Origin of the sequence: Streptomyces sp. BBFR51 (genome assembly GCF_044591655.1) — a bacterium.
Lineage (GTDB): Bacteria > Actinomycetota > Actinomycetes > Streptomycetales > Streptomycetaceae > Streptomyces.
Genome location: NZ_CP172448.1, coordinates 1,065,114 through 1,078,311 on the forward strand (window position 1 = coordinate 1,065,114; position 13,198 = coordinate 1,078,311).

Sequence of the window (13,198 nt, forward strand, 5' to 3'; positions counted from 1 at the left end):
TGCCCGACCCTGGTCTTCACCGCATTTTTTCCTGCGGGGTGCCGGAGTCCGGATACCAGGCGCGGCAGAGGGGAAACGGTCCCGCAGGGCCGTTAGGCTGCCGCCCTGCCAACGCCGACGTCGACGGAAGCGAGTCGAGCCTTGAACTTCCTCACCATCGGTCACCGCGGAGCCATGGGTGTCGAACCCGAGAACACCCTGCGCTCCTTCGTCGCCGCCGAGCAGGCCGGCCTCGACGTCGTCGAACTGGACCTGCATCTGAGCAAGGACGGCGCGCTGGTCGTCATGCACGACGCCGCCGTGGACCGCACCACCGACGGCACGGGCGCGATCGCCGACAAGACCCTCGAGGAACTGCGCGCCCTGGACGCCGGCCGCGGGGAGCGGATCCCGGTCTTCGAGGAGGTGCTGGACGCCGTCTCGGTGCCGTTGCAGGCCGAGATCAAGGACGCGGCGGCCGCGCGCGGCCTCGCCGAGGTCATGCTCCGCCGGGACCTGGTGGACCGGGTGGAGGTGATCTCGTTCCACGACGAGGCCATCGTCGAGATCGCCCGGCTGGTGCCGGGGGTGCGGACCGCCCTGGTCGCGCAGTACTACGGCCCCGAGGTCGTGGACCGCGCCGTCGCGGCGGGCGCCGGCACCCTCTGTCTGGACATCAACAGGGTCACGCTGGAGATCGTGCGGCGGGCCCGCAAGGCGGGGCTGCGGGTCTTCTGCTGGACCGTGAACACGCAGGATCATCTGCGGCTGGTGCGCGCCCTCGGCCTCGACGGCGCGACGACCGACTACCCGGAGATCAAACGCACCGGCCGCTTCACCGCCTGAGCCCCGGGCCGCCTGAGCCTCGGGCCGCGTGAGCCCGGGCCGTCAGACCAGCGGCTTGACCAGCAGCTCGAACTGCAGGTCGTCCCGCTGCGGAATGCCGAAGCGCTCGTCGCCGTACGGGAAGGGGGTCATCCTTCCCGTACGGCGGTAGCCGCGGCGCTCGTACCAGGCGATGAGGTCCTCGCGTACGGAGATCACGGTCATGTGCATCTCCGTCACGCCCCAGCTCTCGCGGGCCTGCCGTTCCGCCTCCGCGATGATCGTCCTGCCGAGGCCCTCGCCCTGGAGCGCCGGGCTGACGGCGAACATCCCGAAGTAGGCGTGCGCGCCGCGGTGCTCGAGCTGGCAGCAGGCCACGATCCGGCCCTCCCGCTCCACCGTCAGCAGCCGGCTGTCCGGCGACTTGACGACGTCCAGGACGCCCTGCGGGTCGGTGCGCTGTCCCTGGAGGATGTCCGCCTCGGTGGTCCACCCGGCCCGGCTGGAGTCGCCCCGGTAGGCGGACTCTATGAGCGCCACGATCGCGTCCACGTCGGCGTCGGTGGCGTCACGGTAGGTCGGTCGGCTGGCGGCGGTGTCCATGTGGGGCGTCTCCGGTTCGTTCTCGGGCGCGGCGCGGGCACCGATGAGCGTAACGCCGCCAGTAGTGTCGGGACGCATGGTGCATGTACTCAGCAGCCGGACCCTGCTCCGCCCCACCGACCCCGACCGCGCCCGGGCCTTCTACGGCGAGCAGCTCGGCCTCGCCGTCCACCGGGAGTTCGGCACCGGGCCCGAGCGGGGGACCGTGTACTTCCTCGGCGGCGGTTTCCTCGAGGTCTCCGGGCGCTCCGAGGCTCCTCCCTCCCCCGCGCTCGCGCTGTGGCTCCAGGTCGAGGACGCGGCGGCGGCCCACGACGAACTGCGCGCCAAGGGCGTCGAGATCGTGCGGCCGCCGGTCAAGGAGCCGTGGGGGCTGGTGGAGATGTGGATCGCGGACCCCGACGGCACGCGGATCGTGCTGGTGGAGGTGCCCGCGGAGCATCCGCTGCGCTACCGGCCCGGGATCTGACCCCGCGGGGCGGCAGGTGCCGGATGGCCGCGGCCCCGGCCCGGCCTTAGCGTGCTGGAGGGGGACGGACTCTTCGGCCCCGGCGGAAGGACGCCCAGCACGATGAAGCTCCACGAACCGGTGACCGGCGGGCCCTGCTGGGCGGAGCTGGCGACCACCGATCTGGCAGGAGCCAGGCGCTTCTACACCAGGCTGTTCGGCTGGCACGCCGAGACCGATGCGCGGCAGCGGGCGGGCGGCCGCACGATCGCCCGGATCGGCGACGCGGCGGTCGCCGCCCTGACGCCGCTGTACCAGCAGGGGCAGCCGGTCGCGTGGAACGTCTCGTTCGCCGTGCGCGACGCGGACGCCGCGGTACGGCAGGTGACGGCGGCGGGCGGAACGGTCCCGCAGGGCCCCACGGACGTCTTGGACGCGGGCAGGCTCGTGGTGGCCGTCGATCCCACCGGGGCGCTGTTCCAGCTGTGGCAGCCGCGCTCGTTCCCCGGTGCCGGGCTGTTCAACGCGGCCGGTTCGCTGGGCTGGGTGGAGCTGCTGACCCGGGAGCCCGACCGGGCCGCCGACTTCTACACCACGGTGTTCGGCTGGAGCGTCACCGGCTCGCGTCGCTATCCGCAGTGGGGGATCGACGGGGCGGACTTCGGCGGCATGGTCACGATGGACGACAAGTTCCCGCACGAGGTGCCGGCCCACTGGCTGCCGTACTTCGCGGTGGCGGACGTGAACACCGCCGCGGCCGACGCGACCGACGGCGGCGGCACCGTGCTCATGGAGCCCACCTCCGTGCCCGACGGGCCGCGCATCGCGGTCCTGCGGGATCCCCAGGGCGCGATGTTCGGCGTGTACCGGGCGGGCGACGAGCGCTGAGCCCTCCCAAGCCTCCCGAGCCCTCCCGGCACGCGGGGGGCGCGCTCAGGCCCGCAGCGCGTCCAGGCGGCCCTCCAGCTGGCCGAGCAGCCCTCCCAGGAGCGTCGCCAGCTCGCCCTGGCGGGGTCCGTCCACGCCGGACAGGACGGCGGACTCGTAGGCGAGCTGTTCGGGGAGAATGCCGTCGACGAGGTCGCGTCCGGTGTCCGTGAGGCGGACGTGGGCGACCCGGCGGTCGCGGGTGTCTCCACGCCGTTCGACCAGGCCGCGCTCGGTGAGCTGCTTGAGGCGCTTGGTGACGGCCGCTCCGGAGGAGAAGGTCTCGCGGGCCAGCTCGCCGGGGGTCAGCTCGTGCCCGGTGCGGCGCAGCGCGCCGAGCAGGTCGAACTCGGCGCGGCTGAGGCCGGCGCGGCGCAGCGGGGCGTCCTCGGCCTGCTGGAGGAGGGCGGCGCAGCGGTTGATGCGGCCGATGATCTCCATCGGCCCGGTGTCGAGGTCCGGATGGACGGCCCGCCACTGCCGCACGACCGCGGCCACGGTGTCCCCGCCCGGTCCCCTGCCGGGTCCCTCTCTCCCGTCACGGAGTCCCCTGTCGCCGGGCCCCGTGTCGCCGAGTCCCCCGTCACCGGCTCCCGCGTCGCCCGCGGTCACCGAGCCCCCGTCGGTTGCGGTCATGGCCGTACGCCCTCCGTTCTCGTGCCCGTGTCCCGGTCCGCACGCGCTGCCTGGCGTCGCACCGCCTCGGCGAGCGTACGGTGTCCGGACCGCTCGGCGAGCACGACCCTCTCCTGGGGCAGTGCGCGCCCCCACCATTCGCCGGCCGCCCCGTCGACGGTGGCCCGCAGGTCGGCCAGCGCGGCGGTGAGGCCCCTGCGGGCGGCCTCCAGGGTGCCCGGGGCCGGGTCCCGCTCCGCCAGCAGGCGCGCGGCGCGCTCCCGGGCCAGGTCGGCCGCGGTCACCGCCTGTTCGACGCGGTTCCCGGCGCGCCGGTTGGTGACCGCCACCGCGGCCAGGAAGCCGACCGCGGCCCCGACGAGGGTGTCCACCACCCGCTCGGTGATCAGCCCGCCGGGTTCCTGGTAGCCGGCGAACTCGGTGACGAGCAGCGCCATCGGGGTCACACAGACGCTGCCGAGCCAGTAGTTGCGGGTGATGAGGGCCTCGGCGCCGAAGTTGAGGGCGAGACAGAACAGGACGAGGAGCGCCTGCCCGAGGTGGGCGAGCGGGGCGATGGCGGCGAAGAGCAGCACCCCGGCGACGTTGCCGACCACCCGCTGCACGGCCCGGCTCCAGGTCAGGGTCATGTTGGCCTGGTAGAGCGCGGCGGCGGTGACCAGGGCCCAGTACGGGCGGCCGATGCCGAGGGCGAGGGAGGCGTACCCGGCCAGCGCGCAGCCGAGGGCGGTGCGCGCGGCGATCGGGGTCAGCGGGCCGAGCCGCTGCCACAGGGGCGCGGGGCGGGCGGCGAGTTCGGCGTCCACGCCGAGGAGTTCGTCGGTGGCCCCCGGGGTGTCTCCGGTGCGGGGGATCCGGCCGGCGCCGCGCAGGGCGTGGGCCCAGGTGCGCAGCCGCTCCGGGTCGGTGTCGGCGGGCGCGGCCAGCGCGACCTCGGCCCGCACGACGAGGCGTTCCAGGGCGTGCCGGGTGGTGGCCCGGGCGCCCGTCACGGGCAGGGACAGCAGCGTCTGCCAGGCGGCCTGTACGGCGGCGTACCCGGCGGCGCGGGCGGGGGCGTGGCCGTCGCCGGTGCCGCGGGTGGCGGCGTACGCGGCGGCGGCCTTCAGGGCCTGGGCGGTGGCCCGGCGTTCCGGGCCGTGCGGGCGGACCAGGGCGGGGGCCATGCCGACGAGCCAGGCCCAGACGCCCGCGGCGGCGCCCAGCGCCAGGTGTGCGGGGATCTGGCCGAGGGTCTGCGGGACGAAGAGGGCGGCGGAGCTGATGAAGGTCAAGACCACGTTGCCCGGCGGGCCGACGCGGGTGGCGTCGCACAGGGCCTTCTGCACGGCGGCCAGCAGGGCGCCGACGGTGACGAGGACGACCGCGTTCCGGGTGAGCGAGGCGGTGACCAGGGCGACGGCGACGCCGCCGAGCATGCCGAGCACCACCCACGCCAGGGTGCGGGCGCGGGCGGCGTAGGGGCGGTTGTGGGCGTAGAGCGCGCACAGGGACCCGGCCATCGTGTACATCGCCAGATCGAGCCGGCCGAGCCCCAGCAGGAGCAGGTTGGGAGGCACGAGGGCGACGACCGAACTCAGGGCGGGCTTGAACCAGATCTCGGAGGGCCGGCGCAGGCGCAGCACGCCTGCCAGGGACAGACGTCGGCCCAGTGAGGTGCCGGAGGTGGGGGTCGCACTGCTCATGGAGTTTAGCTTAACAGGTGTTTTACCTGTAAACGAATGACAGCGGATGCCGCCCCCGGGCCCGTCCGCCCCACCGACCAGCGACGATCCGCCGCGCTCCCCCGAATACCCCCCGTGTACACCCTTGCGCTCGCGTGCGCGCCGCTTGGCCCGGGCAGTCCTTGACGGACCGTGGACCGCCGAACGGGGAGGTGCGTGTGCACGGACCGGCGTCGCCCGGATGGCTGCTGGTCGCGCTGTGCGCGGCGACCGGCGCCTACTGCCTGCTGCGGATGCGCAGCGGTGTCGAGGAGCAGCGCCGTGCCGCCGGCGGCGAGGCGCTCATGGGGTTCGGCATGGCCGCCATGGCGGTGCCCGCGGCGGTGTTCACCCCGCCCGCGTGGGCGTGGCCCGCCTACGCCGTGGTGTTCGGGGCCGCCGGGCTGCGCGCGCTGTGGGCGGCCAGGTCCGGACGCCATCATCTGCACCACCTCGTGGGAGCCGCGGCGATGGTCTACATGGCGCTGGTGATGGCCGGCTCCCCCGCCCACGCGCACGGGCACGGCACGTCGGGCGCACCGGTGCTGACCGGGGCCCTGCTGCTCTACTTCACGGGGTACGTCCTGCTGACCGGCGTACGCCTGATACCCGTCGTCGCCGTGACCGGGGGCGGTCCGGTGCCTTCTCCCGCCCGCGCGGCCGGCGGCGGCCCTCCGACCGGGTGGGGCGACCGGCCGGAGCTGGCGCGCGCCTGCCGGCTGTCCATGGCGATCGGGATGCTGGCCATGCTGCCGGCCATGTGACGCCGGCGGCCGGGTCCGGCCGCCGGTCCGGCGTTCGCGGCAGGCCGTCGTTGCCTGCGTCACTTTGCGCGTCGGCCCGTACTGCCGGCGGCGCCGCGCTCATAGGCTGCCCCCATGATTCTCCCCGCGGCACTGCTGCTGCTCGGCGCGCTCACCGCCGTGCTCGCCCCCAGGCTGCTCGCCCGGGCCGACTGGCCCGATCGCGAACCGGTGGTCGCGCTGTGGGTGTGGCAGTGCGCGGTGGCGGCGGTGATCGTGTGCTGCGCGCTGTCGATGACGTTCAGCGCGGCGGCGGCCTGGCACGCGGTGGGCGGGCCCGTCTTCGCGAGCGCTCCCGGTCCGGTGGTCGAGGCCTACGCGCTCGGGACGTCCGGCCACTGGGCGGACATGACCGCCGTCACGCTGGCCTGCGGCGGGCTGTGGAGCGTCGCCATGCTGACCCGGGAGGTCGTACGGGCCCGGTCCCGGCGTCGGAGCCGCCGGGCCGAACTGCTGCTGCGCGTTCCGGTGTTGCCCGGCGAGGTGCCCGGCTCGGACCCGCTCGTCGTGCTGGAGGGCGAGCGGCCCGACGCCTGGTGGCTGCCCGGCACTCCCCCGCAGCTGGTCGTCACCACGGCCGCGTTGCGGCGCCTGAAGGGCCGGCAGCTGGACGCGGTGCTCGCCCACGAGAAGGGGCACGCGCGGGCGCGGCACGACTGGCTGCTGCACTGCTCCGCCGCGCTGGCGGACGGATTTCCCCAGGTTCCGGTCTTCGCCGCGTTCCGCGACGAGATGCACCGCCTGGTCGAACTCGCCGCCGACGACGTCGCCTCCCGCCGCTTCGGCCGGCTGACCACGGCCCTGGCCCTGGTCGAACTCAACGAGGACCGTGGCGTCTTCGGTCCGTGCCCGACCGCGCAGGCCCATGTCCCGCAGCGGGTCCACCGGTTGCTCACCCCGCCGAACCGGCTGACGGCGGCCCGGAGGCTGCGCCTGACGGCCGCGGCCGCGCTGGTACCGGTGGTTCCGGTTCTGGTGGCCTTCGCGCCGGGACTGCGGGCGTTGGGCTAGCCACCGAACTGGCCCCGGAGCCTCCGGGTCGGCGAGTATCGCTGCATGCAGACGCCGTCGGTCGACTCCCCGCCCACCCCGCCGCGGCCGCGCGGCGCCCTCCGCCTCACCTGGGTACTGGCCGTGTGCTCCGCGCTGCTGCTCACGCTGGTGGCCGTCGAGTGGCGCCCGTTGGTCCGGCTGGACGACGACATCGCCGGTACGACGCACCGCTGGGCCGTCGACGGGCCCGGGGTCACCCACGTCATGCGGATCCTCACCGACTGGGTGTGGGACACCTGGACGATGCGCCTGCTGTGCGCGGTGGTCGTGGTGTGGCTGTGGTGGCGGCGCAAGGACCGGTGGACGGCCGTGTGGCTGGGGACGACCTGTCTGCTGGGCAGCCTCCTCCAGCAGGTCCTCAAGGCGGCGGTGGACCGCCCCCGCCCGGTCTGGCCCGACCCCGTGGACTCGGCGCAGTACGCGGCCTTCCCCTCCGGGCACGCCATGACCGCGACGTTCGTGTGCGGCCTGCTGGTGTGGCTGCTCCACCACTACGGCGCCGGCCGCGATCCGCGCCGTGCCGGCCTCGCCGTGGCCGTCGTCTCCGTGGCCGGCGTCGGGGTGACACGGGTGTGGCTCGGCGTCCACTGGGCCACGGACGTCCTCGGCGGCTGGCTGCTGGGCGCCCTGGTCGTGGCGCTCGCCGTACAGGTGCACCGGCGCAAACCTCCGCGAGCAGGGCGGCCTTCCGCCCGGCCGGACTCCTGCCCGGACCGCGGCATCGCCTCCTAGGATCCGCCCGTGGCCGGCTGCTTGCCGCCGAGCGGTCAGGCGCCGAGCAGCCGGCCGCTCAGCTCCCACAGGCGCTGGGCGGATCGCGGGTCGAGGGAGTGCGAGGCGGCGTCCGAGGGGATGCTGTCCGGCGTCACCGGCCGCTGTTCGTCGTCCAGCGGCGCCACCTCGCTGTCCTTCAGATAGACGCCGCCGATGTCCGCCAGGAGCGGACTCGCGGCCCCGAACACGATCGTCGCCGCGCCCTGCCGGGCCGTCTTCTTCCCGGCCACCGGGTCGATGACCGGCCGGCCGGCCTCGTCGATCAGACCGGCTGCCCGCAGGCCCTCGTCACCGGCGGCGCGGTTGAGAGCCGTGCCCACGACGACGCCCGGGTGCGCGGCATAGCCCCGAATGCCGTCCGCGGCCCAGCGGTTGTCGAGTGCGACGGCGAACAGGACGTTGGCGCACTTCGACTGGGCGTACGCGGTGTGGGGCTCGTAGTCGCCGGAGGTGAAGTGCGGGTCGTCCCAGCGGATGGTGGAGTAACGGTGGGCGCCGGAGGTGACATTGACGACCCGGGCGCCGTCGGCCGCGAGCAGGGCGGGCCGCAGGGCCAGGGTGAGCTGGAAGTGGCCGAGGTGGTTGACCGCGAACTGCACCTCGTAGCCGCGGTCGTCCACCTCGCGCTGCGCGGGTGCCGGTACGCCCGCGCAGTTGATCAGTACGTGCAGCGGGCGCCCCGAGGCGTTCCAGCGGTCGGCGAACGCGTCGACCGAGGCCGCATCGGCCAGGTCCAGCCGACTGACCTGGACGCCTTCGAGGCCGGCCACCGCATCGAGGGCCCGGTCGGGGTTCCGGGCGCCGACGGTGACGGACGCCCCCCTCGCGGCCAGGGCGCGGGTCGCTTCGTGTCCGATGCCGGCGTGGCCGCCGGTGACGACGACGTTCTTGCCGGTGAGGTCGACGCCGGCGAGGACCTCGTCGGCGGTGGAGGCCGGGGTGAAACCCGAGCCGATGGGATGCTGCCGGTCAGTCATGGGACCGTTCCTCTCGTCGTACGGGTGCGGCACCCGGGTACGACCCGGATGCGGGGATGTCCAGCAGGAGCGGCGCGGGCGCCCTCGCGTGCCCGAAGTACGGCGGACCCGGGCGGGGCGGCCGGGCCCCGGTGGGCCTACTTCGACTCGATGCGCCCCACCGGGGCGGTGCCGGACACCAGAGCGTCACGGGCCCGCTGCCAGGCGTGCGCGTCGAGTCCCAGCGTGGTGGCGAGGTAGGCGGCGGTGAGGTGTCCGACGGCCGCGACGCGCTCGGGGTTCTCGTCGGTGGTCTCGTCGGCGTCGTAGCCGGCGATGCCGCCCAGCCCGTGCTCCGCGTCGAAGACGGTGAGCAGGGTCTTGGGGCCGGGGGCGAGGGTGTAGGGGTCGGCGTGCCAGTCCGGGCCCACATCCGTGAAGTGACGGGAGTCGTCCTTGTCCCCGGCCACGACGAGCGCGGGGGTGACCATCGTGGAGAAGTCGACGGTCTTGAAGGCCGGCATCTGCTCGGCCATGGATGCGTGGATGACGTCACCCCGGCCCGGAGCGGCGAGTACGACGCCCGCCTTGATGCGAGGCTCCCGCAGACTCACCAGCTCTCCGGCGGTGGGGTCGGTGAGCCGGGCGCCCAGCAGCAGGTTGGCGGTGAAGCCGCCGAGCGAGTGACCGGCGACGGCGACCCTGCCGTGGTCGATGCGCCCGGCGAGATGCGGCACGCTGCTCTCGATCACGTCGAGGCGGTCGAGGACGTGGGTCATGTCCTCGGCGCGCGAGCGCCAGAACAGGGGCGCCTCGGGGTCGTCGGAGACCTGATGCGCCAGCGTCCTGGAAGACAGGTGCGTGGGCTGGACGACGACGAAGCCGGCCTGCGCCCAGAGGTTCGCTATCGGCGCGTAGCCGTTCAGCGAGGACAGGTTGTTCGAGCCTCCGTGACCGTGGGAGAGCAGGATCACGGGGAGTCCGGTTCCCTGGGCGGGGGCGGTGACGCGGACCTGGAGGTCCACGGGCCGTCCCTCGACGGGAAGCACCACGGGGCTGAAGGACAGCACCGGGGCGGGCGAGGTCCCGGCGGCAGGAGCGGATGTGTTCACGAGGGGCATGAGGGGGTCCTTTCCAGAGCCCGCCGCCCGAGGACGGGCAGGGCGGCTCGGCATGGTCCGCGTGCGCTAACCTGAAAGCGGAACACGGCTCCATTTATTATGTGGAGCAGCGTTCCGCTTTGTCAAAGGGTGCCGAAGGGAATGCGTCATGACCACGGGAGGCCCTGCCGCGACGCCGCCGGCGAGGAGCAGGCGCGCCGACAGCCTGCGCAACCAGCGGGCTGTGATCACCGCGGCCGCCGAGGTGTTCCTCACCTCGGGTGTCGATGCGCCCATCCGTCGGATCGCAGCCAAGGCGGGCGTCGGGATGGGCACCGTCTACCGCCACTTCCCCACCCGGGCGGACCTCGTCACGGCCGTCTACAACCAGCAGATCGAAGACCTCGCCGCCGCCGGCCCGGCCCTGCTGGCCCGCGCCGAGACACCGTTCGACGCACTGAGCCAGTGGATCGACCTCTTCGTCGACTTCCTCGTCACCAAGCACGGCCTCGCCGACGCCCTGCAGTCGGACAGCGAGCGCTTCGCCGACCTGCACGCCCACTTCCTCGACCGCCTGTCACCGGTCACCACCGAGCTGGTCGACACGGCGGTCGACGCCGGCGACATCCGGCCCGGGATCCAGCCCTACGAACTCATGCGCGGCATCGGCAACCTCTGCATCGGACGGGGCAGCGACCCCCGCTACGACCCGCGTCGCCTGATCGCGCTGCTCCTCCAAGGGCTGCGCCGACCCGCCTCGTCCTGAACGGCGTGCGGCGGCGACCGGCGCGCGGACGGCGGCCGGCGCGGGTGGTGCGCGACGTCGAGGGCAGGTAGCCCGAGGCAACCACCGGGGAGTTCCGTCCGCCTCGGACGATCCCCCGTGTCGCCCGAGGCAGACGGTGGCCGGAGCGGACCCCTGGGGCCCGTCCGCCTGCGCCGAGTATAGTTGGCTGCCAGCCAGTCAACGCAGGAGTACAGCATGTCCCCGCGCAGCGCCTCGGTCAATGAAGAATTGCGGCGGCGCTCGAAGGAGCGGCTCCTGCAGGCCGCCGTGGAGCTGGTGGGCGAGCACGGGTACGACGCGACCACGCTGGGCGCCATCGCCGACCGGGCGGGCTCGGCACGCGGGCTCGTCTCGTACTACTTCCCCGGCAAGCGCCAGCTGGTGCAGTCCGCCGTGCACCGGCTGATGCACCGCACTCTGGAGGAGGCGCTGGAGCGCGAGCCGCACACGGTCGAGGGACGCGAGCGGATGGCGCGGGCCATCGACGCGATCCTGGGGCTCGCCCGGGACCGGCCGGTGCTCATGCGCCAGCACATGGCGGGCCTGCTCCAGGCCGAGGTCGGCTTCGTACCGTGCCCGGAGCAGCGGCGGCTGGCGGAGCTGCTGCGGGACACGGTGGCCCGGCACGGCTCGCAGGACGTCGACCGCGACTACCCGATGCTGCGCGCGCAGCTGATGGGCGCCGTCTTCGCGGCCCTGGTGCCCGGGGTGCCGATGCCGGTGCCCCGGCTGCGCGCCGAGTTGTTCGAACGCTACCGGCTGGACTGGGAACTGGGTGTCCCGCCGGACACCGAGGCGCCCGGCGGGACGACGTGCGACACGGATCTGTCGCGGTTCTTCGCGACCGGCGTGCTCGGTCGACCGGACCGGACCGCCGACCAGACCGACCCCGCCGGGCGCACCCCTCAGTCGAAGTAGTCCGGCTGCGTCTGCGTGTTGAGCTCACGCAGATGGACCCGCTTGGCCGGGTCCGTGCGCCGGTCGCTGAGCTTGAGGACGTCGAAGCCCTTGGCGATGTCGTTCGAGTAGATGTAGCCGTTGTAGTAGTACGCCGACCAGGAGCCGCCGGTGGTCATCGTGTCGGTGGTCAGCGGACCCCGCTCGAAGTAGGCGATCTCCTTGGGCCGCGAGGAGTTGGTGAACTCCCAGACGGAGATGCCGCCCTGGTACCAGGCCTGGACCATGATGTCCTTGCCCTTGACCGGGATCAGCGAGCCGTTGTGGGCCACGCAGTTCTCGGTGTCCGCCTGGTGACGGGGGATCTTGAAGTAGCTGCGGAAGACCAGCTTGCGGTGGTCGCCCCGGCCGACGATGTCGTAGATGCCGTCGGCGCCGCGGTCCGGGCCGATCTCCGCGTTGCAGGTGGCGGCGCCGCCGCCGCCCAGCTCGTCGGTGAAGACGACCTTGTTCGCCTTCTGGTTGAAGGTCGCCGAGTGCCAGAACGCGAAGTTCACGTTGTCCTGGACGCGGTCGATGACCTTCGGACGCTCGGGGTCCTTGATGGAGAACAGGATGCCGTCGCCCATGCAGGCACCCGCCGCCAGGTCCTCGGAGGGCAGGACGGTGATGTCGTGGCAGCCGGTGGTCTTGGAGACACCCGGGTTGGTGGGTCCGCCCGGGTTTCCGCCGCCGTCGGGGCCCTCACCGGGGAAGAGCACGGGGAAGCCCACGAGGGCCGCCCGCTCGGGGGCCTTGCGCGGCACCTTGATGACGGAGATGCCGTCGTGCGGCGGCTGGCAGTCGGGATAGGCGGCGTTCGGCGAGTACGACGAGACGTAGATGTAGACGTTCCTGCGCTCGGGCACCAGCGTGTGGGTGTGCGAGCCGCAGGCGGTCTCGACGGCGGCGACGTACTTCGGGTTCCGCTTGTCGCTGATGTCGAAGACCTTCATGCCCTCCCAGGAGGACTTCTCGGTCACGGGCTGCGTGGTGCTGTTGCAACTGCTGTCGCTGCGCGAGGAGTCGGTCGACAGGAACAGCAGGTCGCCGGAGACGGAGATGTCGTTCTGCGATCCGGGACACAGCACCTGGGCCACGGTCTTCGGCTTCTTCGGGTTCTTGATGTCGAAGATGCGGAAGCCGTCGTAGTTGCCTGCGAAGGCGTACCGGCCCTGGAAGGCCAGGTCCGAGTTGGTGCCCGGCAGCGCGTCCTTGGGGATGTTGGTCAGGTGCTCGATGTTGTCGGAGTGGACTATCTCGTCCTGACCGGGTATCTCGCCGCTCTCGATGGCGTCGCGCACGTCGGCGCGCGCACTCTTGGACACCTCCTTCGACGTGGCCGGACTGTCCCCGGGGTCGGGGGTCGCGACGGCCTGGCCGGCGGTCAGCAGGGCGGACAGGAGTCCGGCGGCCGCAGCCGCGACTCCCAGTCGTCTGCGCCGCGTTCGCGGGTCGTTCAACAGGGTCACTGTTTCCTCCCAACGTCCGTTCCCGTCGGAACGGTCACGCATCCCGCAGTATCGTCTTCGCCATGCACATACCAACAGGGGGCAACAAACACGCAATGAAGTTTTTTGATCAGTGACGCGCGGAAGCGTGCTAGGACGGTCATCGCACCCACAAGGTGTTCCGCATCCCTCCCCAGAGGGGCACCCCCAGCCACAG

At 73.1% G+C, this 13,198-nt stretch carries 14 protein-coding genes; 8 read left to right on the top strand and 6 right to left on the bottom strand.

Features of this window, described 5'->3' with window-relative positions; translation table 11 throughout:
- Positions 1-141 precede the first annotated feature (141 nt).
- Positions 142-825, top strand: coding sequence for a glycerophosphodiester phosphodiesterase family protein (locus tag ACGH7X_RS04915; protein ID WP_217169485.1), 684 nt, complete (start codon positions 142-144; stop codon positions 823-825).
- A 42-nt stretch (positions 826-867) separates the two neighbouring features.
- Here ACGH7X_RS04915 and ACGH7X_RS04920 read toward each other — a convergent pair whose 3' ends face one another.
- Positions 868-1,407 (bottom strand): GNAT family N-acetyltransferase, encoded by a 540-nt coding sequence (locus ACGH7X_RS04920; RefSeq protein WP_399881993.1) that lies wholly within the window; start codon positions 1,405-1,407, stop codon positions 868-870.
- A 76-nt stretch (positions 1,408-1,483) separates the two neighbouring features.
- Between ACGH7X_RS04920 and ACGH7X_RS04925 the strand changes: the two genes are divergently transcribed.
- Positions 1,484-1,876, top strand: a complete 393-nt coding sequence (locus ACGH7X_RS04925) for a VOC family protein (protein ID WP_399881995.1) — start codon at positions 1,484-1,486, stop codon at positions 1,874-1,876.
- Positions 1,877-1,978: 102 nt separating this feature from the next.
- Complete coding sequence (locus ACGH7X_RS04930; RefSeq protein WP_399881997.1) at positions 1,979-2,743, top strand: VOC family protein; 765 nt, start codon at positions 1,979-1,981, stop codon at positions 2,741-2,743.
- Positions 2,744-2,788: 45 nt separating this feature from the next.
- Here ACGH7X_RS04930 and ACGH7X_RS04935 read toward each other — a convergent pair whose 3' ends face one another.
- Both ACGH7X_RS04935 and ACGH7X_RS04940 read right to left on the bottom strand, forming a co-directional pair.
- A complete protein-coding gene (locus ACGH7X_RS04935) occupies positions 2,789-3,418 on the bottom strand; it encodes a MarR family winged helix-turn-helix transcriptional regulator (RefSeq protein ID WP_399881999.1) in 630 nt (209 codons plus the stop codon).
- Positions 3,415-5,103 carry an FUSC family protein gene (locus ACGH7X_RS04940; RefSeq protein ID WP_399882001.1) on the bottom strand — a complete coding sequence of 563 codons (1,689 nt, stop codon included), beginning with the start codon at positions 5,101-5,103 and terminating at the stop codon, positions 3,415-3,417. The genes ACGH7X_RS04935 and ACGH7X_RS04940 overlap by 4 nt, the downstream gene beginning before the upstream one ends.
- A gap of 197 nt (positions 5,104-5,300) precedes the next feature.
- On the opposite strand from ACGH7X_RS04940, the gene ACGH7X_RS04945 reads away from it, so the two are divergent.
- From ACGH7X_RS04945 to ACGH7X_RS04955, 3 genes are all read left to right on the top strand, one after another.
- Positions 5,301-5,885 (top strand): DUF5134 domain-containing protein, encoded by a 585-nt coding sequence (locus ACGH7X_RS04945; RefSeq protein ID WP_399882003.1) that lies wholly within the window; start codon positions 5,301-5,303, stop codon positions 5,883-5,885.
- Between the two features lie 114 nt (positions 5,886-5,999).
- Entirely contained in the window at positions 6,000-6,935 is a 936-nt protein-coding gene (locus tag ACGH7X_RS04950) for a M56 family metallopeptidase (RefSeq protein WP_399882005.1), read from the top strand.
- 45 nt (positions 6,936-6,980) lie between these two features.
- Positions 6,981-7,709: a phosphatase PAP2 family protein gene (locus ACGH7X_RS04955; protein ID WP_399882007.1), complete on the top strand. Its 729-nt coding sequence runs from the start codon at positions 6,981-6,983 to the stop codon at positions 7,707-7,709.
- Positions 7,710-7,744: 35 nt separating this feature from the next.
- On the opposite strand, the gene ACGH7X_RS04960 is transcribed toward ACGH7X_RS04955, so the two are convergent.
- Together ACGH7X_RS04960 and ACGH7X_RS04965 are read right to left on the bottom strand one after the other, a co-directional pair.
- Positions 7,745-8,728 (bottom strand): SDR family NAD(P)-dependent oxidoreductase, encoded by a 984-nt coding sequence (locus ACGH7X_RS04960; RefSeq protein WP_399882009.1) that lies wholly within the window; start codon positions 8,726-8,728, stop codon positions 7,745-7,747.
- 137 nt (positions 8,729-8,865) lie between these two features.
- The gene (locus ACGH7X_RS04965) at positions 8,866-9,828 is read right to left on the bottom strand and encodes an alpha/beta hydrolase family protein (protein ID WP_399882011.1); all 963 of its coding nucleotides are present in this window, start codon (positions 9,826-9,828) and stop codon (positions 8,866-8,868) included.
- A gap of 148 nt (positions 9,829-9,976) precedes the next feature.
- Between ACGH7X_RS04965 and ACGH7X_RS04970 the strand changes: the two genes are divergently transcribed.
- Entirely contained in the window at positions 9,977-10,573 is a 597-nt protein-coding gene (locus ACGH7X_RS04970; RefSeq protein ID WP_399882013.1) for a TetR/AcrR family transcriptional regulator, read from the top strand.
- 216 nt (positions 10,574-10,789) lie between these two features.
- Positions 10,790-11,512, top strand: coding sequence for a TetR/AcrR family transcriptional regulator (locus ACGH7X_RS04975; RefSeq protein WP_399882015.1), 723 nt, complete (start codon positions 10,790-10,792; stop codon positions 11,510-11,512).
- Here ACGH7X_RS04975 and ACGH7X_RS04980 read toward each other — a convergent pair.
- Positions 11,500-13,044: an LVIVD repeat-containing protein gene (locus ACGH7X_RS04980; protein ID WP_399882017.1), complete on the bottom strand. Its 1,545-nt coding sequence runs from the start codon at positions 13,042-13,044 to the stop codon at positions 11,500-11,502. The genes ACGH7X_RS04975 and ACGH7X_RS04980 overlap by 13 nt on opposite strands.
- Positions 13,045-13,198: the final 154 nt, after the last annotated feature.

What these genes read in the sequence shown, in the direction of transcription:
- ACGH7X_RS04920 (WP_399881993.1), bottom strand. Translation starts at nt 1,407, where the DNA reads ATGGACACCGCCGCCAGCCGACCGACCTACCGTGACGCCACCGACGCC.
- ACGH7X_RS04925 (WP_399881995.1), top strand. Translation starts at nt 1,484, where the DNA reads ATGGTGCATGTACTCAGCAGCCGGACCCTGCTCCGCCCCACCGACCCC.
- ACGH7X_RS04930 (WP_399881997.1), top strand. Translation starts at nt 1,979, where the DNA reads ATGAAGCTCCACGAACCGGTGACCGGCGGGCCCTGCTGGGCGGAGCTG.
- ACGH7X_RS04935 (WP_399881999.1), bottom strand. Translation starts at nt 3,418, where the DNA reads ATGACCGCAACCGACGGGGGCTCGGTGACCGCGGGCGACGCGGGAGCC.
- ACGH7X_RS04940 (WP_399882001.1), bottom strand. Translation starts at nt 5,103, where the DNA reads ATGAGCAGTGCGACCCCCACCTCCGGCACCTCACTGGGCCGACGTCTG.
- ACGH7X_RS04950 (WP_399882005.1), top strand. Translation starts at nt 6,000, where the DNA reads ATGATTCTCCCCGCGGCACTGCTGCTGCTCGGCGCGCTCACCGCCGTG.
- ACGH7X_RS04955 (WP_399882007.1), top strand. Translation starts at nt 6,981, where the DNA reads ATGCAGACGCCGTCGGTCGACTCCCCGCCCACCCCGCCGCGGCCGCGC.
- ACGH7X_RS04960 (WP_399882009.1), bottom strand. Translation starts at nt 8,728, where the DNA reads ATGACTGACCGGCAGCATCCCATCGGCTCGGGTTTCACCCCGGCCTCC.
- ACGH7X_RS04965 (WP_399882011.1), bottom strand. Translation starts at nt 9,828, where the DNA reads ATGCCCCTCGTGAACACATCCGCTCCTGCCGCCGGGACCTCGCCCGCC.
- ACGH7X_RS04970 (WP_399882013.1), top strand. Translation starts at nt 9,977, where the DNA reads ATGACCACGGGAGGCCCTGCCGCGACGCCGCCGGCGAGGAGCAGGCGC.
- ACGH7X_RS04975 (WP_399882015.1), top strand. Translation starts at nt 10,790, where the DNA reads ATGTCCCCGCGCAGCGCCTCGGTCAATGAAGAATTGCGGCGGCGCTCG.
- ACGH7X_RS04980 (WP_399882017.1), bottom strand. Translation starts at nt 13,044, where the DNA reads ATGCGTGACCGTTCCGACGGGAACGGACGTTGGGAGGAAACAGTGACC.